Source organism: Parabacteroides sp. HGS0025, from assembly GCF_000969845.1.
Taxonomy (GTDB): domain Bacteria; phylum Bacteroidota; class Bacteroidia; order Bacteroidales; family Tannerellaceae; genus Parabacteroides; species Parabacteroides gordonii.
In genome coordinates this window covers 3,226,238-3,251,156 of sequence record NZ_KQ033902.1, presented here as the reverse complement: position 1 = coordinate 3,251,156, position 24,919 = coordinate 3,226,238, and the positions used below count along the sequence as shown (strand labels likewise).

The 24,919-nt window shown below is 49.1% G+C and carries 20 protein-coding genes; 7 read left to right on the top strand and 13 right to left on the bottom strand.

Going from position 1 to position 24,919, the window contains the following annotated elements; translation table 11 throughout:
- Position 1: 1 nt before the first annotated feature.
- The 4 genes from pyrB to HMPREF1212_RS12865 all read right to left on the bottom strand — a co-directional run bounded on the left by pyrB (position 2) and on the right by HMPREF1212_RS12865 (position 6,248).
- On the bottom strand, positions 2-916 hold the full coding sequence (gene pyrB / locus HMPREF1212_RS12880; protein WP_028728765.1) for an aspartate carbamoyltransferase: 915 nt from the start codon (positions 914-916) through the stop codon (positions 2-4).
- Positions 917-985: 69 nt separating this feature from the next.
- Positions 986-2,680: an alkaline phosphatase gene (locus HMPREF1212_RS12875; RefSeq protein WP_046149630.1), complete on the bottom strand. Its 1,695-nt coding sequence runs from the start codon at positions 2,678-2,680 to the stop codon at positions 986-988.
- Positions 2,681-2,700: 20 nt separating this feature from the next.
- Positions 2,701-3,876 carry a M24 family metallopeptidase gene (locus HMPREF1212_RS12870; protein WP_046149629.1) on the bottom strand — a complete coding sequence of 392 codons (1,176 nt, stop codon included), beginning with the start codon at positions 3,874-3,876 and terminating at the stop codon, positions 2,701-2,703.
- 89 nt (positions 3,877-3,965) lie between these two features.
- Positions 3,966-6,248: an ATP-binding cassette domain-containing protein gene (locus HMPREF1212_RS12865; protein ID WP_046149628.1), complete on the bottom strand. Its 2,283-nt coding sequence runs from the start codon at positions 6,246-6,248 to the stop codon at positions 3,966-3,968.
- 103 nt (positions 6,249-6,351) lie between these two features.
- Between HMPREF1212_RS12865 and HMPREF1212_RS12860 the strand changes: the two genes are divergently transcribed.
- A complete protein-coding gene (locus tag HMPREF1212_RS12860) occupies positions 6,352-6,831 on the top strand; it encodes a DUF456 domain-containing protein (protein ID WP_046149627.1) in 480 nt (159 codons plus the stop codon).
- A gap of 45 nt (positions 6,832-6,876) precedes the next feature.
- Here HMPREF1212_RS12860 and HMPREF1212_RS12855 read toward each other — a convergent pair whose 3' ends face one another.
- Complete coding sequence (locus HMPREF1212_RS12855; RefSeq protein ID WP_046149626.1) at positions 6,877-7,383, bottom strand: bacterioferritin; 507 nt, start codon at positions 7,381-7,383, stop codon at positions 6,877-6,879.
- Between the two features lie 142 nt (positions 7,384-7,525).
- On the opposite strand from HMPREF1212_RS12855, the gene HMPREF1212_RS12850 reads away from it, so the two are divergent.
- From HMPREF1212_RS12850 to HMPREF1212_RS12835, 4 genes are all read left to right on the top strand, one after another.
- Entirely contained in the window at positions 7,526-7,867 is a 342-nt protein-coding gene (locus HMPREF1212_RS12850) for a hypothetical protein (protein ID WP_046149625.1), read from the top strand.
- Positions 7,868-7,923: 56 nt separating this feature from the next.
- Positions 7,924-10,116 (top strand): DUF4838 domain-containing protein, encoded by a 2,193-nt coding sequence (locus tag HMPREF1212_RS12845; RefSeq protein WP_046149624.1) that lies wholly within the window; start codon positions 7,924-7,926, stop codon positions 10,114-10,116.
- Between the two features lie 196 nt (positions 10,117-10,312).
- Positions 10,313-12,034 carry a phosphoethanolamine transferase gene (locus HMPREF1212_RS12840; protein WP_046149623.1) on the top strand — a complete coding sequence of 574 codons (1,722 nt, stop codon included), beginning with the start codon at positions 10,313-10,315 and terminating at the stop codon, positions 12,032-12,034.
- A 30-nt stretch (positions 12,035-12,064) separates the two neighbouring features.
- Complete coding sequence (locus tag HMPREF1212_RS12835) at positions 12,065-14,554, top strand: hybrid sensor histidine kinase/response regulator (RefSeq protein ID WP_046149622.1); 2,490 nt, start codon at positions 12,065-12,067, stop codon at positions 14,552-14,554.
- Here the strand turns inward: HMPREF1212_RS12835 and HMPREF1212_RS12830 are convergent.
- Positions 14,517-14,834 carry a hypothetical protein gene (locus HMPREF1212_RS12830; protein WP_046149621.1) on the bottom strand — a complete coding sequence of 106 codons (318 nt, stop codon included), beginning with the start codon at positions 14,832-14,834 and terminating at the stop codon, positions 14,517-14,519. The two genes, HMPREF1212_RS12835 and HMPREF1212_RS12830, sit on opposite strands and share 38 nt — an antisense overlap.
- A complete protein-coding gene (locus HMPREF1212_RS12825) occupies positions 14,822-15,316 on the bottom strand; it encodes a glucosaminidase domain-containing protein (RefSeq protein WP_046149620.1) in 495 nt (164 codons plus the stop codon). The genes HMPREF1212_RS12830 and HMPREF1212_RS12825 overlap by 13 nt, the downstream gene beginning before the upstream one ends.
- A 113-nt stretch (positions 15,317-15,429) precedes the next feature.
- On the opposite strand from HMPREF1212_RS12825, the gene HMPREF1212_RS12820 reads away from it, so the two are divergent.
- A complete protein-coding gene (locus tag HMPREF1212_RS12820) occupies positions 15,430-15,657 on the top strand; it encodes a DUF4248 domain-containing protein (protein ID WP_028728776.1) in 228 nt (75 codons plus the stop codon).
- Here HMPREF1212_RS12820 and HMPREF1212_RS12815 read toward each other — a convergent pair whose 3' ends face one another.
- The 6 genes from HMPREF1212_RS12815 to HMPREF1212_RS26985 form a co-directional block, all read right to left on the bottom strand.
- Positions 15,658-16,110, bottom strand: coding sequence for an HU family DNA-binding protein (locus HMPREF1212_RS12815; RefSeq protein ID WP_046149619.1), 453 nt, complete (start codon positions 16,108-16,110; stop codon positions 15,658-15,660).
- Positions 16,111-16,250: 140 nt separating this feature from the next.
- Positions 16,251-17,744 carry a CHC2 zinc finger domain-containing protein gene (locus tag HMPREF1212_RS12810; protein WP_046149618.1) on the bottom strand — a complete coding sequence of 498 codons (1,494 nt, stop codon included), beginning with the start codon at positions 17,742-17,744 and terminating at the stop codon, positions 16,251-16,253.
- A 23-nt stretch (positions 17,745-17,767) separates the two neighbouring features.
- A complete protein-coding gene (locus HMPREF1212_RS12805) occupies positions 17,768-19,195 on the bottom strand; it encodes a replicative DNA helicase (RefSeq protein ID WP_046149617.1) in 1,428 nt (475 codons plus the stop codon).
- A 22-nt stretch (positions 19,196-19,217) separates the two neighbouring features.
- On the bottom strand, positions 19,218-19,679 hold the full coding sequence (locus HMPREF1212_RS12800) for a hypothetical protein (RefSeq protein ID WP_052724988.1): 462 nt from the start codon (positions 19,677-19,679) through the stop codon (positions 19,218-19,220).
- 381 nt (positions 19,680-20,060) lie between these two features.
- Positions 20,061-20,537 (bottom strand): hypothetical protein, encoded by a 477-nt coding sequence (locus tag HMPREF1212_RS12795; RefSeq protein ID WP_046149616.1) that lies wholly within the window; start codon positions 20,535-20,537, stop codon positions 20,061-20,063.
- An 801-nt stretch (positions 20,538-21,338) separates the two neighbouring features.
- Entirely contained in the window at positions 21,339-21,629 is a 291-nt protein-coding gene (locus HMPREF1212_RS26985; RefSeq protein WP_157317007.1) for a hypothetical protein, read from the bottom strand.
- Between the two features lie 67 nt (positions 21,630-21,696).
- On the opposite strand from HMPREF1212_RS26985, the gene HMPREF1212_RS12790 reads away from it, so the two are divergent.
- Complete coding sequence (locus HMPREF1212_RS12790) at positions 21,697-24,576, top strand: autotransporter outer membrane beta-barrel domain-containing protein (protein WP_157317005.1); 2,880 nt, start codon at positions 21,697-21,699, stop codon at positions 24,574-24,576.
- Positions 24,577-24,919: the final 343 nt, after the last annotated feature.

Sequence of the window (24,919 nt, the reverse complement as noted above, 5' to 3'; positions counted from 1 at the left end):
ATTAAATATTGATACCTAAAACTTCACAAATAATAGCCTGGCGGGCAAACAGTCCGTTGCGTGCCTGCTGGATATAGTAGGCCTTCGGATTATCGTCTACATCATAAGCGATCTCGTTTACGCGGGGCAGGGGATGAAGTATGCGAAGGTTCTCACGACTGTTTTCCAGCATCTTGTTGCGCAGGATATACACGTTCTTAACCCGTTCGTATTCTTCCAGGTCGGTAAAGCGTTCGCGCTGTACGCGTGTCATGTAAAGGATATCGGACTGGTTGATCACGTCTTCATCGAAAGTCGTGTGCTCGTAGTATTTGATGCCGTGCTCGTCGCAGAAGTTTTTATATTCGTCCGGCATGCGAAGTTCGTCCGGAGCTACGAAATGAAAAGTAGGGTTGAAGTGCGACATGCCGACGATCAGCGAGTGTACGGTGCGGCCGTATTTAAGGTCACCGACCATTGTGATGTTGAGGTCGGTCAGCTTTCCCTGTGTCTTTTGGATCGAATAAAGATCCAGCATAGTCTGCGAGGGATGCTGGTTTGCCCCGTCACCTGCATTGATGATAGGCACATCCGTTACTTCCGAAGCATAACGGGCGGCTCCTTCCAGGTGATGTCTCATGATGATAAGATCCACATAGTTGCTTACCATCAGGATCGTATCTTTCAGCGTTTCCCCTTTGGAAGAGCTGGTTGTCGAAGCATCCTGAAATCCGACAACTCGTCCGCCCAGTCGGTTAACAGCCGTTTCAAAGCTTAATCGCGTGCGGGTAGAAGGTTCAAAAAACAAGGTGGCGGCCACTTTGCCTTCCAGCAGCTTTCGGTTCGGATTCTCCTCAAACTTCCTGGCGTTATCCAGAATACGAAGAATGTCCTCTTTGGAACATTGATCGATAGAAACTAAACTTTTACTTTTCATTTTTTGTATAATCTGTCTTTTATGCAAAAGTATAAAAAAAGCGGAGACTGAATGGTCTCCGCTTCGTTTTTATTTAAGATATTCTGCCAGCTTTTCCGGGAGGTAGAATGTATTGTTCTTATCTACGTAAACAACGACTGAATTCAGCCGGATTTCTTCCTGGCCTTTCTTGCCGATTGTTACGATATTACTGAACGGTGTAATGTTGATTTGTTTCTTTTTATTCTTCACCACCAGCGAGGGAGAACCTTTTTCGTCTTTGGCCGGAATGATTTCACATTTGTAGTCTTCGAATACTTCTGTGTGGGGAGCGAAGTTTTCAGCTGTCAGTTCGTCCAGCTTGTCGCGATCCATGCCGAACAGGGCGCATAGATAAGCATTCAGTTCGATGTTGGTATGCATACCGATCGGCAGGCTTGCCTTATCCGGATGGTAAGCGGCCAGGAATACATCTTCGCCGGTATGTCCGCCTGTTGTAAAGCCGAAGCAGGTTTTAGAAGTCAGCAGTTTTGACATGAAAGAAGTCAGTGAGCCGCTGTACAATGAGTCTTTACCTTCAGTTGTACGTTCGCTTTCCGGGATCGGGCTGTTCTTATAGTCTTTACAATGGTTCAGTGCATCCAGTTCTTCCGGGCTCAGTTCAAAACCGGCATATTCACGGAAGATATTCTGTACCTCTGAATTAGGTTCGCTGTTCACTTTTTTAGCGAAACCTTCTGCTGTCAGTTTGTACTGGGAGAACTGGTGGAATAACTGGTCTTTTGTCAACTTATCATAACCTTTGCAGTCTGCGCGACCGATGCTGATACCACTGTTTCCGTGGTCGGGAACCATGATAACGGCTGTCTCACCGTTCTGGCGTGCAAATTTCAATGCGGCACCACAGGCACGGTCGTAAGCCAGCATATCCGTAGCCATACCGACAGGGTCGTTTGCATGTGCAGCCCAGTCTACTTTGCTACCTTCTACCATCAGGAAGAAACCTTCGGGATTCTTTGACAGTTTCTCAATTGCGATGCGTGTCATTTCTTCGAGCGACGGCTGTTCTGCCGGGTCGCGGTCGATGTCGTAAGCCATTTCACGATCAGCGAACAAGGCCCACATATTGTTGCCGCTGTAATTGCGCATACCGTTGATATCGTTTTTGAAGACACCGTAGCCGTTTCCTTTCAGATAGGCTTCGCTTTCTTCCGGAAGCAGAGAGACGCCACCACCGATCACTACGTTCAGGTCGTTGTGAGCCATCTGGGGAGCGATCCATTCATATTTACCACGGTTGTAGCTGTGAGCCGAGCAGTCTGCCGGTGTCGCATGCGGAAATTCGCAGGTGAAGACAAGTCCGGTCGATTTGCCCTGTGTCATTTTGGCCGCTTCCAGAACAGTTGTCAACGGTTGGAAGGCACGTGCCGGATCAGTCGGGTAAATATCGTTGTCACCGTCGTTTTCAGGATAAGTGGAAACATAACCTGTACGGCTCGGATAACCTGTCATATAGCAGGAAGTGGTCGGGGCAGAGTCGCCGATCGGGGCATTGGACGAGTGCGTGCGGACAGTTCCACACAGATACGGATCCAGATTCAGGTTCGGTTTGTCGGGGTTTGTGTACCATTGCAACCAGCGTGCCATAGAAACGGTAGCCAGTGAAGTTCCGTCCGGTATCAGAAGAATAACATTCTTGACCGGTTTTACATTTTCTACATCCGCAGCTTTTGCCGGCACAAAGAGAATGGCCAGTAGAAGCAGAAAAGTAATCGTCTTTTTCATGTGCTTTTATTGTTTATTTATTAATGTAATTGAATGATTTCTTCTTTACAAAGCGTCAGCTTTTCCAGTCCTGTTTCCGTCACCAGGAAACTGTTTTCAATACCGACGGCTCCCACACCCGGAATGACGAACTTAGGTTCGAGGGCAAATACCATATTCGGTTGCAACTCCTCTTTCGAGTGCGGGGTCAGGACGGGCAGTTCGTTGATCTGAATGCCGATACCGTGTCCTACGAATTTGGCTTGCTGCTTGGTTCCCATAAAGTTGGCTGCCAGACCTTCTTTTTCGGCAATGCCGGCAGCGATAGTATATAGTTCCGAACAAACGACACCCGGACGGGCTGCGTTCTCGACCTCGTTCTGTATTGTCAGGGCGACCTGATGGGCGCGGTAGGCTTCTTCGGTCAGTTTACCGACGGAGAATACGCGGGTCATATCCGTCATATAAGAGGTATAGTTCCCCGCCATGTCGACCATGATAGCCGTACCTTCTTTCAATACAGTACCGTTGGCTCCGAGCGGGCAGGAGGCATCCATGCCACCGCCACCCAGGGCGAAGTCGAAAGGAGAGGGAGCTTCGGCGTTTTCACCGGCCAGGATACTTCCCATAAAGATATCCATATTAGCACCGAACGCACGGAACAATCCGATGGAACCATTCTGGCGCATACGCTTTTCTATTTCGTACTGAAATTCGAGGTCGGTCATTCCCGGACGGAAACATTCCGGAACCTCAGAATATGTCTTGGCATGTTTTTCAGCCGAGATACGGAACTGTGCAATTTCCCAGGGTGTCTTGATCTCTCGCAAAGTCCGCATCAATGTAGTTGCATTGCCGGTTTCTTTGGGATTGAAGATCGATTGCAGGCGGATATAATCGTTGTAAGTCAGTTCGTCGGCTTCCAGAAGCAGCTTTTCCGGCATCTTTATTCCGCGGGCAGCGAATATTTCAGCTATTTGTTCCGGTTTGCGTATATATTCGATCTGGTCGTTACTTAATCCGTTGGGACGTTTTACGAAGAACCAGGGCGTGCCTTCTGCGGGCAGATAAAAATATCCGCTATACACACGTCCGGTTGTATAATACAGGTTTACATCTACACTTAGCAGGCATGCATCCGCATTTATCTTTTGCATTGCCTGTTGCATACGACCCCATTTCAATTGCAGATCGCCGGTCAATTCTTTTTGTATCATCTCCAACTTTTATTTTTATGTGGCATCAAAGATATTAAATTATTGCCGGGAAAAAGCAGGATTCCGGATTAAATCTTGATTAAGATTTACTACTTATCCGGCAATTCCGCCTTCAGATAGTTGGCTGTGACGGATGTCGGATGGGTGAGCATCTTTCGGGGCGTGCCGCTGAAAATCAGTTTACCTCCCATTTGTCCGCCTCCGGGGCCGAGCTCGATCACGTAATCGGCAGCCTTCAGTACATCCAGGTTGTGCTCTACCAGGAAGACTGTGTTGCCTTGATCTACCATCGAGTCGAACAGTTCGATGATATGGCGGATGTCTTTTACGTGCAGGCCGTCTGTCGGTTCGTCCAGTATGTATATTTTACCCCGGTCGTCGAGGTGGGAAGCCAGCTTTACCCGTTGTAGTTCGCCGCCCGATAAAGTAGAAAGCGACTGGTTGAGGTGGAGGTAACCTAATCCCACCTGCATGAGCGGCAACAGTTTCTGTTCGATGATTGTCCCGGCAAAGCGGAGGGAAGCCTTGCGTACCGTCAGATCCATTGCTTCGGCAATATTGATGCCGTCTACCTCATATTGCAGCGCTTCTGGCGAGTAGCGTAATCCGCCGCACGCTTCGCAAACCGTTTCTATGGCATCCATAAAAGCCATATCCGATACGATCACCCCTTTGCCGCCACAGACAGGGCAGCCGCCTTTTCCATTGAATGAGAACATGCCCGATCCGGCACCGCTCTTTTGTGCAAACACCTTCCGGATATCGTCTGCCACACCCAGATAAGTGGCCGGGGTAGATCGCAGGCTGATACCGATATTCTTCTGGCTGATATAGATCACTTCTTCCGGACAGGCTTTGCGAAAACATTCCATCAGGGAGCTTTTACCTGATCCGGCAACTCCGGCAATAACGGTAAGCACCCCCATCGGCAGTTCGACGGTCAAGTCTTGCAGGTTATGTTCGGAAGCATGTTCGAGCGTGAACCAGCCGGATGGCGTACGGAGATGTTGTTTTAACGGTACTTTTTCCGCAATCATCTTTCCGGTCTGTGTGCCGCTTTTCAGCAAGCCCTCATAACTGCCTTCGTACAATATATTGCCACCGTCCATTCCGGAACCCGGGCCCATATCGACGATATGGTCGGCAATCTGTATCATTTCTTTATGGTGTTCGACCAGCAGGACGGTATTGCCGTGGTCGCGCAACTTGCGGACAGAAGCTTTCAGCAGGTGAATATCGTGGCTATGCAGTCCGACGCTGGGCTCGTCGAGGATATAAAGCATGTCACAGAGCGACGAGTTGATGTATTTGGCGATCTTGCATCGTTGTGCTTCGCCGCCCGAAAGCGTACCCATACTGCGGTCGAGTGTCAAGTAACCCAGTCCGATTTCCAGTAGTGCCGACAGCCGTCCGCCGATAGACTGCTTAATGTCATAGGCAATAGGCTCCCTTATGCTGTTCAGCCAGCTGATGATATCAGGAATGGCCAGCCCGGTAACTTCCGCAATATTCTTTCCGTTGATACGGCAGGACAGTACGGTCTGGTTGAGACGCGTGCCACCGCAATCCGGGCATACGCCTGTTGTCAGCATCGGCTCCAGCAGTTTCTGATGAACTTTCCCTTCTTCCGAATTGATGATACTCCGGTACATGCGGACAACGAGCCCTTCATACTTTGCCGTCTTGGGCCAGTTTGCCGGCGGGTTCTTTAGTTTGATGCTCGGGGAATAGAGGAACAGCTCCAGCTCTTCCGGCGAATAATCCTTTATTTTCTTATCGAGATCGAACAGTCCCGTGTTGGCATAGCGTATCCAACGCCACTCACCGGGTTTGAATGCCACGTAATTGATCACTCCGTCTTCGTTCAGCGATTTATTGAAATCGACAAGCTTATGTATATCCAGTTCCCTGATTTCGCCCAGCCCGTCACACCGGGTACATCTTCCCTGCGGATGATTGAAGGAGAAAGTATCCGAATACCCGATAAAAGGTTTTCCGACACGTGAGAACAACAATCTTAATAAAGAATAGATATCCGTATAAGTTCCGACGGTGGAGCGTGCGTTCGGTGCCGGTTTCCGTTGGTCGATCACGATAGCGACCGGTAGGTTTTCTATCCTGTCTACATGCGGACGCCCGTATTTGGGCAGATATTGCTGGACGAAACTCGGGAAAGTCTCATTCAGTTCCCGCCGTGATTTCGCAGCAATCGTGTCGAGTACAAGCGACGATTTACCGGAGCCGGAGACACCGGTGAAAATACTGATCTGTTTCTTGGGGATATTCAGTGAAACAAATTTCAGGTTATTCTCATGGGCACCTTCTATATTAATGTATTCCTGTCCGGGATTGTCTATATCATTTGTCATCATCTGTATTCATTATGTATCGGGCTACAAATATCGTGCGAATAATCCTCACAACAAAATACTTTTCATATCTTTGACCGGATTCTAACGATATAAATTTAAGTGAATGGATATCTTCCTGATCATTGTCGGGGCTATTTGCCTGTTGGTTGGTTTTGCCGGATGTTTCCTGCCGGTTTTACCGGGGCCTCCTTTATCTTATCTGGGGCTTCTTTTGCTTCATTTTACCGATAAGGTACAGTTTTCGGCTACACAACTGGTTGTGTGGGGGCTTTTGGTTGTCGTCGTGCAGATATTGGATTATGTTACTCCGGTATTAGGCACTAAATACGGTGGCGGTAGTAAATGGGGTAACTGGGGATGCGTGCTCGGTACGGTTGTCGGGATCTTTCTCTTTCCGCCCTGGGGAATCCTGTTCGGCCCGTTTGCCGGAGCGGTGATCGGCGAACTGCTGGGAGGAAAAAAGTCATTCGATGCTTTCAAAGCCGGGATAGGCGCATTTATAGGATTTCTGCTTAGTGTGGTAGCGAAGATGTCGCTTTGCGGATATTTTGTTTATTGCTTTATAAAGGCGCTGGTTGTATAAAAATAAAAGAGACCCTTTGCAGAGTCTCTTTTTATTTTTTAGTCATTATTCTGCAGGAGTTCCGCCGGCAGAAATGATCTTGCTGCGTTCGATAGATTGCAGGGCCAGATAATTCGCTCCGAAGTTTTCCATGTTTTCAATTTCTGTTTCGAACTGATCCAGATGGCCTTCTTCTTCAATAACCAGACCTTCGAAAACTTTTTTGGTGGCAGAGTCGGCATGTTGGGCACATTCATTTGCCCATGCGTTATAATCGTCTACACTGCCGGTTTCCATCTGAGCTGCTTTTTCAAGCATCGCTTTTACGTCGTGAATCTTTTCTACGGGGGCTGAACATTTCATTTCTACTTCACCCTTCAGGAACAGGATACGTTCTGCAAGGCGTTCCACATGCATCATTTCAGTGATGGCTGTACGTTTGAAAAGGCTTGACAACAGGTCGTATCCCATATCATCCAGGCGGAAATGGAAATACATGTACTGGTTAACAGCTGTCATTTCATCGGCTACTGCTTTGTTTAGCAGTTCAATACTTTTTTCTCTCTTAAGCATAATCGTTGAGTTTTTAAATTATGTTATGTAAAACATATTTGTTCCAATGCCGTAAAGTTAACAGTTTCCTTTATACAATGGCGCGGGGCTGTAATAATATTTTTTATCTTTGTCATAGATTCTATCAATAAAAAAAGATCAAATGACAAAGATACAGGAGTTTCTGGCCGCGCTGCCGGAAGATAAAAAAGCATTATTCGTACCGGTGTTCGGTGATATGGACAAGTTTTATACCGTTGTATATCTTATTATCCGCAACGAACATATAACAGACCAGGAAAAGCCGGAGCGGTATGAAGACCGCCTGCAGGTGATCCGCCAGGTAAAAAGCAGACTGGAAGCGTTAATCACTTCCTACGGGCTGGACGGGAAAGAAATCGTAGCCGACATTGCCAGCGACTATTTCGAAAATTATGTCAATTATAAGGAGCCGGAGTTCGATATCACGAACGAGGAGTTTATAGGTATCATTCAGAAACTATAAGCTCTTTCGGATTACACATATAATATACTTCACTTAACTTCTAAACAAATTCAATTATGAGAATCTTAAATCTATGTACTTTATCCCTTTTACTGGTTGCCCCTTGCCTCGATGCGCAGGTGACAGTGGTAAAAGACAGCAAGCCGGTCTCCCGTATTCTGGTGGAAAAAGGTGTGGAGGTGGATAACCAGGCGGCCCTTCTTCTCCAGGACTTTTTAAAACGGATAAGCAGTGCCACGTTGCCGGTGCTGACCGATAAGACTCCCCGTAAAGGAGACATCGTGATCGGTAAGAAAGACGTGTCTGGCCTGACGGAGGACGGATTCCGCCTGCAAACAGACAATGGCATCGTGTATATCAGCAGCGGAGGGGATAAAGGCAATATTTATGGCGTAGTCACTCTGTTGGAAGACTATCTGGGTGTTTCTTATTACGGGGCGAATGCCTACACGCTGACAGAGCGCCCGACGGTAGTGATCCCGGAGCTGAACCGGGCGGAGAACCCGGCTTTCCGTTACCGCCAGAGCCAGTGTTATGCCATGCGTGAAGATCCGGTTTATAAACAATGGTTCCGTTTTGAAGAACCGTCTGAAGTTTTTGCCGGCGGCATGTGGGTACATACTTTCGACCGTATTCTGCCTTCCGACGTATATGGTGCCGCTCATCCGGAATATTATTCCTTTATCAATGGCGAACGCCGTCCCGGAAAAGCCAGCCAGTGGTGTCTGACTAATCCGGAGCTTTTCGAACTGGTGGCACAGAAGATCGACTCTATCTTCAAGGCTAACCCCGGTAAGAACATGATCTCCGTCAGCCAGAACGACGGTAACCATACGAACTGTAGCTGCCCGGAATGTAAGGCACTCGACGAGCAGGAGGGAGGCCCTACCGGCAGTCTGATCCATTTCCTGAACAAGCTGGCCGAACGTTTCCCGGATAAGGAGTTCTCTACGTTGGCCTATCTGTATACGATGCATCCGCCCAAGCATGTGAAGCCGTTGCCGAATGTCAATATTATGCTTTGCGATATCGATTGCGACCGCGAAGTCCCTTTGACGGACAATGCTTCCGGACAGGATTTCATGAAAGCGATGGAAGGCTGGTCGGCTATCAGCAATAATATATTTGTGTGGGACTACGGCATCAACTTCGACAACTATATTTCCCCGTTCCCCAACTTCCCGATCCTTCAAAAGAATATCCAGCTCTTTAAGGAACATCATGCCACGATGCATTTCTCGCAGATCGGAGGTTCCAAAGGCGGCGATTTCCCGGAAATGCGAGCCTATATGGTCAGCAAGCTGATGTGGAATCCTTACCAGAATGCCGACTCACTGATGCATGCGTTTATGGATGGTTATTATGGGGCGGCTTCTCCCTATATTTATCAATATGAGAAACTGCTGGAAGGAGGATTGCTGGCCAGTAAGCAGCGTCTCTGGATATACGACTCGCCTGTGTCACACAAAGATGGAATGCTCAACACCAACTGCCGTAAGCGTTATAATATGCTTTTCGACCAGGCTGAAGAGGCTGTTGTGGCTGATCCTACTCTGCTGAAACGTGTACGCCTGGCTCGTCTTCCGCTTCAATATGCCGATCTGGAGATTGCCCGCGCAGAAGGCAATCACGATCTGAACGAGGTAAAAAAACAACTGGCCCTGTTCGACGAACGTACCCGTGAGTATGGAATCCCTACTCTCAATGAGCGCAACAACCCTCCCGGCGAATATTGTAAACTGTATGCCGAACGGTATTTGCCCGGCAAAGCCGCTAACCTGGCAAAAGGAGCCAAGGTGATCTGGTTGCAGGAGCCGACCGGAAAGTATAAGGCATTGGGGGAAACTGCCCTGACTGACGAACTGTTCGGCGGAACCACTTTTGTGGAAAGCTGGGTCGGCTGGGAAGGCATCGACGGAGCATTTGTTCTGGATCTGGGTAAAGAAATCCCGTTCACTTCGATCGAGAGTGATTTCCTCCATCAGCTAGGCCAATGGATATTGTTACCTAAGAAAGTGACTTATTCAGTCTCTTCCGACAACGATACCTGGCAACCGTTCGGTGAAAAGAGTTTACCGGAAGACCGTTCCGTGCAGGTGAAATTTGTCGGCGTGAAATGCGAGAAACCTTCACCTGTATCTGCCCGTTATATAAAGGTAGAGATAGAAGGAGTAAAAATCTGTCCGTCCTGGCATTACGGCGTCGGTTATCTGGCCTGGTTCTTCCTGGATGAAGTGACTGTACGGTGATAAATTAGCACATCTTTTGCTAATCTTGACGTGTAACTTTATTAAAATACTATTTTAATATCAATGAAATAACTTTTTTTGTATCAGGTTTGTATGACTATGTGCTGAATAACACCTACTTTTGCCGTTCGCCCGGTGATTAATCCGGGCGGCGAATAAAAGAATAGTTGTTTTTTCAGGTATATACACTACATCGATGAGTTATTTTATTAAGTTGAGGGATTGGTTTACTTCTCAGAAGCATTTACTGTTTCTGTTTGCGCTGTTGTTTATCATTCCTAATTGTGTGTTTCTTTTCACGGAGCCTTTGCCTATTACGGTAGGAATTGCCTCTTTAATATTACCCTATGCTTTCTGGGTTGCTTTGCTTTTGCTGGCGCGTAAACCCGGGATTGTCGTATGGTGCCTGTTGCCTAAAGTGATTCTGGACGGCGGACAGCTTGTCCTCCTTCACCTTTTCGGCGAATCGGTTATTGCAGTAGATATGTTCCTGAACCTGACCAGCTCGACAGCCTCCGAAGCCAGCGAGCTGCTGGGAAATATCTTCCTGGTCATTATCGGTGTCTTTTTCCTGTATACCCTGCCTACGTTGCTGCTGGCCGCCTGGTCTATCCGGATGAAGGAGAAGCTGGACAACCCGTTCCGCAGGAAATGGGCTATCAGAAGCCTGGGTGTTTTTGTGGTCGGGATCATTCTTTGCCTGCTGGCTCCGATACAGGGACATAATGTATCATTGAAGGATGATTTCTATCCTGCAAATGCTCTTTACAACCTTTACTTTGCGATCAATAAAGCGGAGAAGAACAGCAATTACCATATCACTTCATCCGATTTTACCTTCAATGCCACGAAACCTGTACAGGCCGAAGGCAAGCGTGAGATCTATGTGCTGGTAGTGGGCGAGACTTCGCGCGCTATGGAATGGAGCCTGTATGGTTACGAGCGGGAAACGACTCCCCGTATGGAGAAGCTCGACGGCTTGGTGCATTTCACGGATGTAGTCACCCAGTCGAACAATACCCATAAGAGCGTCCCTATCATCCTGTCTGCCGCCAGTGCGGAAGACTACGGGGTTATCTACGATGAGAAAAGTATCGTGACGGCTTTTAAGGAAGCCGGTTTCCATACGGTTGTGATCGCTAATCAGAACCTCAATACCTCGATGATCGGTGCTTTTTACCGGGAGGCCGATACCTTTATCGACATGAGCCAGTTCAAAACAGGTTCCGCTTATCTGACCTCTTTGCATGACGGGGCATTGCTCCCTTACCTGCAAAAGGAACTGGATAAGACGGACGGAAACCTTTTCTTTGTGATCCATACGTACGGATCGCATTTCAACTATCACGAACGTTACCCGAAAGAGTTTGCCTTCCACACGCCCGACAAGGCGGAAGGTATCCGTGCTTCTTATAAGACGCAGTTGCGCAACGCATACGATAATTCGATCCATTATACCGATTACGTGCTGGGAGAGATCGCCGATATGCTGGCCAGGACGAACGCCTGCGTGTCGATGCTTTACCTGAGCGATCACGGCGAAGATATTTTCGACGACAGCCGTGCCCGTTATCTGCATGCGTCTCCGATCCCGACCTATTATCAGCTGCATATACCGTATATCATCTGGTTCTCGGAAGCCTATCGTGAAGCCTATCCGGAGAAATACCAGACAGCGATTGCTCACAGTACCTTGCCGGTCAGCACGAACAGCGTGTTCCATACCGTGCTCGATATTGCCGGAGTACATACTCCGGTAGCCGATTCGACACTGGCCGTGTCGAACTCCGCTTTTACCGTTCGCGACCGTATGTACCTTGGAGATCATGACGACCCTGTTCCTTTCTGGAAGATCGGACTGAAGAAAGCCGACTTCGTCATGCTCGATAAATGGGGTATTGTGTACGATAAAGATTGATATTCCGCAACAAACTTTTATCTTTGTTTTATGGCTGAACAAAGTGGACATATCACCCTCAAGGTAATTATGGGATATTTGCTGTTGGTTGCAATAGCAGTATGCTCGGTTGTCTACATCTACCAGATCATAGAGCAGGTGGCAGGCGAAGAGGAACCGGACAACAAAGCCCGCCAGAAAGTCTATCTTGTAACGAATACCTTATCGCTCCTTTACGAAAGCGAGGCGATGGGACAGCTTGTCGGTATGCCCCAGAACGACGTGAACCATTTTAACAGGACGCTGAACAAGGCACATCGCAACATGGATTCCCTGCGGGTGCTTATCACCGACTCCGTCCAGCTGCTGAAGATCGATACGATCGATATGCTGCTCAGGCGGAAACGCTTGAATACGAAACGCCTGCTCGAAACCTGGAAAGAGACCAATGTGGAGCACCTGTATACGGTCAATATAGAAAAGGTCATAGCCGAACAAGATACGATCATCGAACAGAAAGAGATCAAAGAGCATGTCGTTGTCAAGCAAGACACTGTTTTTTCTCCTAAAAGGCCCAAGGGATTCTTCCGCCGCCTGGCCGATGCTTTTTCGCCGGGCAAGGCAGATACCAGTATCATTGTCAATACCACCCGCCAGGTCGTGACCGATACGTTGGTGACGGCCTACAACCCTTCCGATACTATCGTCAGTGTGCTGAAAAGCCTGCAGGACAGTGTGGCCGGACAGCGTAAGTTGCTGGTGGAACAGCTGCTCGACCGGGCGGCCAACCTGCGCTATAATAACAGTGTGGTGACCAGTAAGATCAACCAGATTCTGCGTGATATAGAAGAGGAGGAGGTGAACGCCTCGATCGAACGTATGCAGAGCAAACAGGAGCTGTTGCGGGAGACATCCCGATCGATTGCCGGCATTGCCATTGTCGCGGTCGTTGTGCTGATCGTCTTTATTTTTATGATCACCCGCGATATTTCCAAAAGTAAATATTACCGTATCCAGCTGGAGAAAGCCAAGCAATATGCCGAAGACCTGCTTCATAGCCGGGAGAAGATGATGCTGACGATCAGCCACGATATCCGTGCCCCGCTCTCGTCCATCATCGGGTATATAGACCTGCTGATGCGGAGACATCCCGACGAAAGGCAGCAATATTATCTGGAAAACATGTCCGGTTCGGCCGGCCATATCCTTTCGCTGGTCAACGACCTGTTGGATTTCCATCGCCTTGAATCCGGGCAGATAGAGATACAGCGGGTGCCGTTCAGCGTGTCTACGTTGTTTAATGAGATTTATACCAGCTTCCGTCCGATTGCCGAATCGAAATCGTTGGAGTTTGTCCTCAATCTGAAGGGGGATAGCGTTGATAAATTGTATGTCGGCGACCCGATCCGTATCCGCCAGGTGGTAGGTAACCTGTTGTCGAATGCCATCAAGTTTACCCCCGAAGGAAGGGTGGTGATGGTCGTTTCCGTTCGTCCCGGGGCAGACAATAGTGCGCAGCTGAATGTCATTGTAAGCGACTCGGGCCCCGGTATTCCGGAGGCAGAACAGGAACGTATTTTCGGAGAGTTTACCCGCCTTTCGGTCAGTGAAAAGGCGGAGGGCTTCGGACTCGGATTATCCATCACCCGCAAGATGACAGTGCTGATGGGTGGTTCCCTTTCTCTGAAGAGCGTCGTCGGAAAAGGATGTGATTTCACGATCGAGCTTCCTGTAACGGTGGCGGACGTGCAGGTTCTCCCTGTGGCGGAAAAAGAAGAAGTGGTGGCGGAGTCTCTTCCCCCTGTGTTTTCGGGACGCGACGTGTATTGCCTGCTGGTGGACGACGATCCGTTGCAACTGGCCCTTACCGAAGAATACTTGCGGCAGAACCATGTCGAGGTGCTTTGCTGTACCGACCCGTTCTCCGTTCTCGGTCTGTTGGAGAAAAATACCTTCGATGCTGTTATCACGGATATACAGATGCCCGGCATGGACGGCTTCGAGCTGCTTTCCCGCATACGTTCTTCTTATATGCCGGGAACGGATACGATTCCGGTGATCGCCCTCTCCGCCAGTGTGGAGAATGAGCATACCCATTACCTGGAGTCCGGCTTTACCGGTTTCCTGAACAAGCCGTTTACGGCCCGCCAGCTGATCACTTTGCTGAATAAGCTGCTTTCGACGGAGATCGAAGTAACGGCGGAATTCAATTTCGACTCGCTGACCGCATTTGCCGGTGAAGATAAGGAAGCCTCCGCATCGATCCTGAACACCTTTGTCGAGGAAACGGGCAAGAGCAATGCGCTGCTGGAAGCAGCTTTGCAGGAGGGCAACCGTGAACAATCGGCTAAAATATCCCATAAGATGATCCCTTTGTTCACCATGCTTGGCGCCACTTCATTGGTCGAGACGTTGCGGACGATCGAGAAAAACGCCGTTACCCTGCCGGCCGATGAATGGGAGGCGCGGCTCGGGGAAGTGATCGCTTCCGTTCGTTCCATCCTCAATAATGTACCATCTTATATAGATAGCCGGCAATAGCTACGAGGATCAGTGCCTGTCCCATCAGCCTGCCGGATCGGTCGGCGGCTATTGGTTGGTCGGGTTCGGGGGCGTCTTCCGTTTCGGCGGTTTCGCTATCGACAGGATGGCTCCCACTGCTGCCAGGGCTACTTCCGTCTCCCTCAGGAGCAGGGCGATCAGGGCAATGACACTCAGGAACGGGGTGATCCGGATGGCTGTGCCTCCCGTTGTTCTTTCCGGGAAAGAATACCTTCACGACGGAAAGGATGAAATCGAAAATAACTTTTAGTGTTGACATAAGGCTTCCGATAGATTAATACGTTTATAATTATTTACTTCGATAAGACGTTGCAGGCTGATGGTGATGCTGAACAACAGCCGGCGGTAGGCCACCCGGTTATCGCCGTTCACCTCGCTGATATAGCGGCTGTAGGCAATTTCGGAGGCATAGGAGGCAGGTTTCCGGCTGACGTTGGCAGCCGTAGGGTAGGCGGTGCGGATCAGGCGGGCGAAGTCGAAAATGCTTTCGCGGGCCGTGCGGTATTTGCGGAAACAGAGTCCGCCTTCGCTCAGCTCCACTTTGCAGCCGTGCCAGTATTCGTTACTCCGACCATAGCCGGTGATGCCGAACAGATTATGATGCTCTTTGGCCAGCCTGCTCTCTCCCCAGCCGGACTCGATGGCTGCCTGTGCCAGGATAACAACGGGGTAGATGTGGTAGATGCGGCCTGCCTCTTCTGCATCGGAGAGGTAAAGGCCAATGAATTCTTGTTTTGTCATATCTTTATGGTGTAAACCTTGATTATTAACTGAAGATAGCTGTTATTCCGCTTGTTTATATGGTAGGTTATTCGTATATTTATGACTAATAAACAAGCAAAAAACGATGAGTTATGACTGACGAAAAACGAAAGATCGAACGTGCGTGGGGTTATCAGGAGCTGGCCCTGAAGTATTTCCCCGACAGTAAGCCCGAATGTGCTTCCGTGCAGTTGCGGCGCTGGATCAAACTGAGTGGCGAACTGACCGCCCGGCTGACGGCTTGTGGCTGGCGACCGGGAAGGAAAGTGTTGACTCCCCGTCAGGTGGCCTGCATTGTCGACCACCTGGGGGAGCCTTGACTATTCGATCACGGGCCTGTCGTCTTCGCCACCGCCGCCTGTGGGTGGGGTGGCAGGCGTACCGGCGGAGTAGCGCTCCGTCTTGAGGTTCTGCGCCAGCTGCACCAGCAGTTTGCCGGGGCGGAAGAGGATGTGGCGACGCTTGATCAGCGTAGCGGAAAAATCCTTTTCGGTATCCGCCCCCTTGCTTCCCAGTATCGCCTGGAAATAACCCAGGTCGCCTACCTGTACGGTCTGCCCGTCGGGCAGTTTCTGTTTCAAAACGTAGAGTATCCCGTCGAGCACCAGCTTCACATCACCCGGGGTAGCCGCCGAACGGTCGGCAATGATTTCACACAATTGGGTAGTGTCGCACATACCGGTGGAACTGCTTACCGCAAAAAATAACTTGGCATCCGGTGCCGCATCCTTACTCATGTCCTTTCGTTGGACCAAACGATATTTTACTGCCATAATCCAATAAGTTTTAATAGTGAATACCTGTGTTGTCTGTTGTAATATTACATTACAAAACTACGACAGGCGGCAGCGTGCCGGTTCGGGTTTGTCGGCCGATGTACGGGAAGGTTCGGGGTTGTTTGGGTTCTTATCTTTCAGAACCATCTTTCCTCCACAGCCGGCGTTCGTTCCGCTTCGCGGGTGAGGGCGGAGAGGAGGTGGAAGTGGTGGTGGAGGGAGTGGAGAAGGGGCGGACGGAGAGCGGGCGGCGTCCGGGAAAGACGGCTGCGCAGGGTACGGGCTTCGCTGATGACTCTTTCTTCGTAGTATTCGGTGAGGAGGATCCGGAGTATCGTTTCGGGCGCAAGAGGGATCCCCCCGTCGTACATTCCTTCCGGTACTCCCGCGAGGTCGGGTGGCGGAGGGAAGAGGACGGCAGCCAGCGAGCGGAGGAAACCGGCCAGCACCTGCAACTCCTCCGGGCAGCCCGACAACTCCTCTGCAGGGCGGAGCGCCAGGAAATGCAGCATATCCCTGTAATCGCTGTCGGCAAACGGCATATCGTCTGTCTCCATCATCCGTTCCAGTAGCGGGGCGGTGGCCCGATGGTCGAGGCACCAGGCCAGCAGACGGCGTGCACAGAGCTGCCCTGGCGTGGTGAGGTAGCGGAGATAGGTGCGGAAATCCGCTTTACCCAGCCGGCGGAATAGCTCGTCGGGATCTTCGCCGGAAGGGATGAAAGAGAGGCGCATGGCGAACCGGTTCCTGCGCTCGCCGGCAATCTTCGTGGCAGCATTGCGTCCCGGGCCGTCGCCGTCGAGCAGGAGGTGCAGGCAGGCGGTATGGCGTGCGAGGATCTCCGCCTGCCCGTCGGTCAGCGCCGTACCGCAGAGGCCTACCGTGTGGCGGTAGCCGGCGGCATGCATGGCCAGCACATCCTTGTAGCCCTCCACCACGAAGACGAAGCCGGCCTCACGGATAGCCCCGGCTGCCCGGTCGATGCCGTAGAGCGTGCGGCTTTTGTCGAACAGCCCGTTGTTAGCCGTATTGATATATTTCGGGGAGGAGCCGGAGGGGGCGCCGTCTTTCCCGTCGATGCGCCGTGCACCGAAACCGGTCAGCCGCCCCGTCTCGTCCCGTATCGGGAAGATGATGCGGCTGCGCATGGCACGGAAGGCATCGGGAACGAAGGCCGGGGCAACGCCGACACCGAAGTCGATCCAGGTAGGCGACAATTCGCTGTGGCCGGATGCGGCGGGAAGGAGAGAGCGGAGGAAAGCTTGCTGTTCGGTGGATAGCTTTTCGGGATGGCTATGACACACCCCCTGCCTCCTCTCGAGAGGGGAAGGGTTACTCTTTGTCGCACAGTTGTTTGTCGTGTCGTGCTGGCAGCTGTCTCCCCCCAACTTCTTCACCGCCTCCGCAAACGAACATTTCTCGAGCCCCATCACCAGCCCGATCACATCGCCTCCGGCCCCGCAGGCATGGCATTTGAAATACTGTCCCGCCACATGCAGCGAGAGAGAAGGATGATGGTCGTCGTGAAACGGACAAAGCATCTTATAATTCGCCCCTGCGCGGTGCAAGGTGGCATAACGTGCAGCCACCGTCTCTATCGGGTTGGCTGCCTTAATCTGTCTGGTATCCATTATTAATTATTCATTGAAAAACATCACTTGTATGCATAAATCTGTGTCAGGCTCTTGTTGTACCGGAAGCGGATCTCGCCTGTCGACCCGTTGCGGTTTTTGGCGACGAAGAGCTGGCCTACGCCCCGCATATCCTCTTTCGTCTGCTTGTCGTAATACTCGCGGTACTGCTCCGGGCGGTACACGAAAGCGATGCTGTCGGCTATCTGTTCGATCTCGCCCGAGTTGCGCAGGTCGCTCATCACCGGGACATGGTCGGTACGCGCCTCGCAGTTGCGGTTGAGCTGTGCCAGCACGATGCCTGCCACGTCGGCCTCCATGATCAGGTTCTTCAGCCGTCGGCATATGTCGCCCAGCGCCAGATCCATCGTGTCCTTCACGTCGCCCCGGCCGGCCGTCGGCACCTGCACTAGGTTGAGATAGTCTACCTCTACCAGGTCGAGCGGCAAGCGGCGGTGCAACGCCATCGTCTTGGCGCGTATCTCCTCGAACGAACAGCCGCTGCAATAGTTCAGGAAGAGCGGCAGACGTTCCAGTTCGCGGCTGGCGGCATCCAGCTTCGTGCGGTCGGCCGCCGTCAGTTGCTTGAACCTGAGCTTGTCGGGCTCCACGCCGCTGATCATACAGAGCAGGCGGCTGATCAGCTGCCGTTCGGTCATCTCGAGGCTGAAGAAGCAGACCCGCTTTCCCTGTCGTGCCGCCCCGAGAGCCATATGCAGGGCCAGAGCCGTTTTACCCATCGAGGGACGTCCGGCCAGCACCAGCTGTTCGCCCCGGTAGAGCCCGCCCAGGCAGCGGTCGAACTCGTCGATCCCGGTGGTCAGCTGCTGCATCTCGCCTGCGGCCTGCAGTTCCTGTTCGCGGTAGATCGTGTCGAGCACCTGCCGGCTCACTTCGCCTGCCGCCCGGGTGGTGCTCGACACGGCAAAATGCTCCTCGAGTTTCTGCATCCCCTTGTGGATGCTCCCCAGCAGTGACACCACATCGACCGCCGGCTCGTGTGCCTTCACGGCATATTCCTTCAGGTCGGCACACATCCGGCGGAGCACCCAGCAGCGCACCACCGCAGCGGCATAGGTACGGATATGTGCCGCGTTGCGCACCGTCAGCAGATGGTCGGCGATGAAGGAGAGGCCGCCCAGCCTTTCCGCCTGTTCGGGTTCGAGCGTCCGCATTTCGTTTTCGATACTCAGCATATCGATGTCCGCCTCGCGGTCGAAGAGGGCAGTCATGGCGCGGTAGACCAGCCGGTAGTTGCCATCGGTAAACATATCCGGCAGGAGCCGTTGTGCCACATCGGCAATGGCCCCGCTTTGCATGATCACCGCCATAATCACCGCCAGCTCCATCTCCACCGCCGCCGGTTGGGCGGAAGAGGGGGCAGGAGAAACAGATGGGACGGATGGGGCCAATGGGGTTGATGGGATAGATGGTTCTTGTTGTTGTTTCATGATGATTTATTTTTAATGTTTTCTAATTCTCCATTAACCGCGTATACACCGGTATGAACACTTCCCCCTGGCGGAGGGGGGACGGAGGGCCGGCAGGAGCGGGGGTGGAAGAGGCGGGGATCTTGAACCAACCATCGTAGCCTATGATCGTGATTACCGTGAAACGTGCAAACCGCCGGATGCTGATCAACCCGTCTTCCACCAGCGTTTCCAGCAGCTCCCTCAGGCACGAACGCGAGATATTTGTTTTCTGTTCGATGATGCGGTAACTGGTCACCCACTCGCCCCGGCGGCAAGGCACCGTCTGCGCATTGATTATCGCATCGCGGTCGCGGAAACTGGCATGATACAGCAGGCAGAGATACAGGAAACCATACATACGGGCGCATGGCTGCTCGGAATAGATCTTGCCTAAAATCTCATTAGGAACTTTTGTAAACCCTTTTGAGAAAAAACTAAGTGTTTTGTTTTCAGTTGTTTTCATAATAACTCGTTTTATGTAAGAATTTAACAAATGTTTGCGGACGATCTCACTGACAGTCTCCCTGACACCATTTTGTCCTTGTAACCGGTTCTGTCTTAACCTCTTGCCCGGCCTGTTTTCGCTACCCTTGCGAGCCTTGCCGGACGATCTCACTGACGCTTTTCCTTATATATAATATTATATATATAATACAGGGGGAGAACGTTCCCGTTTTTCTGATTACAAAATTACATCCCGGAGACCTACCGGCGTATAACTATTTTTTGAGCCGTTAAGGTCTTGATAGACAGTGCAACCCTGTCGATCGCGCCTTCATTTTCATACAAATCCGGGAAATCCGGCCGGTAAAAAAATACACAAACCGCCTCTCCCGGGTGTATATTATTTGTCTTCTTTCATTGTTTTGTTCAGGGAGTTGACGGCGTCGCGTACGAAGTCAAACTCCGGCAAAGGATTTCTCAGGCGGTTGACCATGCCGCTCTGCGTATAGCCCGTATCGATGGAGCAAACCAGTATCCGTGCAAGTCGTGTGACGGGCATGTCGCCCAGCAGGTTTTTGGAATGTAGTGCAAGCATCAGTTCGATCAGGAATTGCGTTTTCGAAGGGTTATTGATCCGCAGATGGTCGGGTACCACCTCACTGCATCCGCACGGCCCGGCCAGTTCGCGGGCAAAAGTGGCGAAAAAGCTGTTTTTGAAGGACAACTGTCTGTCTGTCAGTGTGTCTTTGCTTAAAAGATAGGTTGCCATATTGTATAGGGCTTTTGATCTGTCGGTTTGATGTTCCAGGTATTTCCGGAATTGTATAAACGACTCCGCTTCTTTGGCGGAGATGATTCTTTTTTGTTTTCGTTGCATATTCTTTGTTGGTTAACGGGAGGGCGGTCTGGTATGTGCATATTGTAAAATATTAATTATTTAAGGTGTCTGTTTTCACTTCGTCGCAACGGCTTTCCGGCACTACTGTGCTACCGTCGTGGCCTGCCTGTGCCGGATCGGCAGCACTACTAACTTACGACGCCGGCTTGCCTAAGTCAGTTTATCGTGTATATTTCGTGTAAGCTTTAAAAAATGATTTCTGACGAACAAAGATAGGTTATTTATTTCTGAACGGACAAGATGTGAAGAGCGGCTACCATCGCAATGCATTGCCGGAGGATTGCGGTTTTTATGGAGGGGAATTAATGACAGAGTCTTTATAGAACTATGGTATCTCAGATACTGTATATTTCCTTTCAGCCAAACAGACAAATTGTCACCACTTTATGCGGAAATAAAAAACATAATAAAATACAATAATTCGGCAGATAGAATACAGGTATCTTTCAGTAGTCTTTTTAGATCGAAAATTCTACCAATAATAGGATAAAATTACGTCAAATATCATAAGAACCTACTGCAATATGAGCCTTTCAGTCGTAAACGATTTGTTTATTAATGCAAATATAAGCAATTATTTACGGGAAATGAAATTAATGGCGGTAAATTGATGAATAGATTTAATGCCCTGAAAAATAATGCTTAGCTGTTGTAATTAATATATTATAATTTTTAATCAATGTTAATAGGGGTGAATAAGAAAGAGTGAATAACCCTTAATCTGTCGGATTGCGAAAATCGTTGAATATCCTTAACTATCATAGTTCTATAAAGACTCTGTTAAAGTAGAGATAAAAGATCGTAATTGATAATTAATAAATACATTACAATGATACACAAAAACTTGATTTTTACAACATTACTTTTATTTCTTCTCCCTGTGTTAGCTTGGGGGGATGGTGAAACTATTGATTTATCGTTACCAGAAAACTCAGAAGGAGTTACAATTGATAATGATGGAACATATACATTAGCAGGTACATATCCGTCAAGTGCAACCCCTGGCCAAGATATAAATGGAACAAAAAAGGCTGTAATAAATGTTGCAGTTGGAAAGGAAGTTACTATCATATTAGATAATGTAAATATATCTCTTATCGGAAAAAACCAATGTCCTCTATCGGCCAAAGATGCCAAGATGGTGACAGTGAAGTTAAAAGGAAAGAATGTTTTATCAACAAAACATGCATCAGGACAATGTCCCGGCCTTTGGGCGCCGGAAGCAAATGAGAATGAGCTAGTAATACAGAATGGAGAGACAGATGGTTCGCTTGGAATGTTGAAGGTACAAGGGGCACAGTCTTGGCCTGGAATAGGTATATCTCAAGGTCAAAAAGGGAAAATAACGATTGAAAGTGGATATATAATAGCTAAAGCAGGTTCTGCTGGTGCAGGAATAGGTGGTTCTAGTGGTGGTAATTATAAAGGAGTTATTACTATTAATGGTGGTATTATATCCGCTAATGGTGGCGAGCAAGGTGCTGGAATAGGAGGAGGTTTTAATGGAGATGGAGGTTCAATAATAATTAATAATGGAACTATAAATGCAACAGGAGGAGGTGGAGCTGCCGGTATAGGAGGAGGACTATTGGATTATAATGAACAATATGGATCATCTATTATTCTTATTAATGGTGGAATTATAAAAGCAAAAGGAGGAGAGGATGGAGCTGGTATTGGTGGAGGATATTCTGCTTCAGCTGGAGAAATTACTATTAATGGTGGAATAGTGGAAGCAAAAGGAGATAATGAAGCAGTTGGTATTGGGGCTGGTTCTGGTGGAAATGGTGGCAGAATTATTATTAATGGTGGAACAGTAAATGCAATTGGAGGAACTTATAGCAGTGCTGGTATTGGTACTGATGGATGGGGAGATAAAGGATCTTTTTCTACTGGTACAAATGGTAATGCTTTTATTATAGCAAGTAGTATTAATGCTAATATTGATAATTCACAATGGCAAGGTATCATCTTCGAAGGTAACGACGGTTCAATATACGGTAGCCCAACACTTTTCACAGATGCTGTAATACCCGAAGGAAAGACTCTTTCTATTAATACTTTACAGACGCTTACGGTTAATTCGGGAGTTACGTTGGTTAATATCGGAACAATCAATAATGACTCTGGTGGATCAATTGTAAATAGTGGAACAATCTTAAATGTAGCTCCGGGAAATATCACTGGAACTCCCCCTGATAATGCCGCTAAAACAGGCTTTGCCGTTACCTGTCATCTGAATTATGATGATGCTCCTAGTGAAGAAATACAATATATAGAAAGCGGAAAAAAACTTTCTGATCCAATTTTTTCTCCTAAAGGCTATGCTTTTGATGGATGGTATACCAAGGCAACTGATGGTACTCCGATTACGACCATTTCAGCTCCTGTTGATGCATACGCCAATTGGAAAAGCAATATGAGTGCGACAGAAATTAACGCATTCCCTACAATAAGCAACTTTACCTATTCGGGTAAAGCAATCAGTATAACTGCGCCGGATGTAATGGACAAAGCCAACAACAGCAAAATAACAGATGCAGCATTAAGCTATCTGATTAAAGATATCTTAGGTTCTTATTCTGAAACAACAGCTGAAAACAGTGGTGCAGATGCAACAGGTGGTGCCCCGATATATGCAGGCGACTATAAGGTCATAGCAAGCTATGTCGGTGACGACTCCCATTACAAAGCAGACGATCAGGAAGCTACATTCATTATTAACAAGAAAGCCTTACAAGTAATACCAGATCAAGATCAGAAGCTCTATGCCGACGAAACACCAACTTATAAAGTTGAAGGTGCCGTTAATGGGGATGTGCCGGAATTTGAAGGGGTATTAACCATTGAAGGAACAACAATTGTTGCTGGTAATGATTTCAAGCTCAAAGCTCCTTTCGATAGAAACTATTCATTTACTATCACCGGGGACGTTTCAGTCACTATCTTAGGAGACAAGGTTGCCGAGGCAACAGCCACTAAAAGTAGTATGGCCGAGTATGGCGGCTGGCATACAGGTGCGGTTACCATTACAGCACCCGAAGGTTTCAAAATAGCCTTTATCAGTTCCCGCTTGAAAAGTGCACTAACATTTGAAGATAACTTTATCTGGGATAATGCTGTAGATGGCTGTCATATCATCACCTATGCTTTGCAGCGTCAATTGGGAGAGATGCAAGAGTTTGCAGGTAAAACGATTGAAGTGAAACTTGACAAACAGGATCCTTATCTCGCTAATGAAAAGCCACAGACTTCTGATCTGTCTGCTACCTTCACCCTAAAAGACGATGGTAGCGGGATAGCTTCCTATTCTTATACCTTGAATGGTTCCAACCAGAGTGTTACGGTCGATAACGCTCCACAGGAACTTTCATTTAATGTCGCAGGTAAGAATGGTGACAATGCAATGACGCTAACAATTACAGATATAGCAGGGCATACAAAAATCTACAATGACATTTCTTTTGCATTAACGGCAGAGCCGGAGCCTGAAGACCCTGACGATCCGGTCATTCCCGATGATCCCGATCCTACGCCTGTTATCTATACCGTTATTCTTCCTGTAACGGAAGGTGTCACTTTTTCACCTGCTGCAGGCCGTTATTACGTGAATGCCGATAATGATTTTGTCTTTTCGCTAACTATCGATGAAGGGTATCGCGAGCAGTCGCACCCCGTAGTAACTCTTTCCGACGGCACGATCCTCGAGCCGGATGCTTCGGGCCGATACACCATCGCCGGCCTTTCCTCCGATCAGGTCATTTTGGTGAGTGGTATCGAAAAGGATACTCCTGTGGCCAACGAAGCCTTGTCGGCCGGTGCACAACTAACGGTCTTCCGCAATGCTTTCCGCTTGCAAACGGATCGTGCGGCTACCTTATATATCTTCACGATAAACGGCCGTCTCGACCGCAGTATCCCTGTCGCTCCGGGCGAAACCCGTGTCGGTGACCTGCCGTCGGGTGCCTATATTCTCTGCCTGAGCAGTGGGGAGAGGTGGAAGGTGATAATGCGGTGAGAATAGGGGATAGATGAGGATTATTGTGGAAAAGTGTGTGGAAAAAATCCCCACCTGTGTACGTTCTTTCCACAATAATCTCCGCCTATATTTTTTTATTGCAGAACATTTTATCTCTCTTCTCTGTTAAGTTATAAGAGTTTATGAAATGAACGAAGCTTTTTTGCGGACTTTGGCATGAATTTCGTACTCCTAGTATCAGAATCGTAAGTGGACGTTTCTACATTTAAACCGTTTAAAACAAGAAAAGATTATTTCTGAGTATTCTATTAAGTCTGCAAAAACAAAAAAAGCATCTGTTGGGGATGCTTTTTTTGTTTGGTGTAAGTTTGTTTGTTAACTT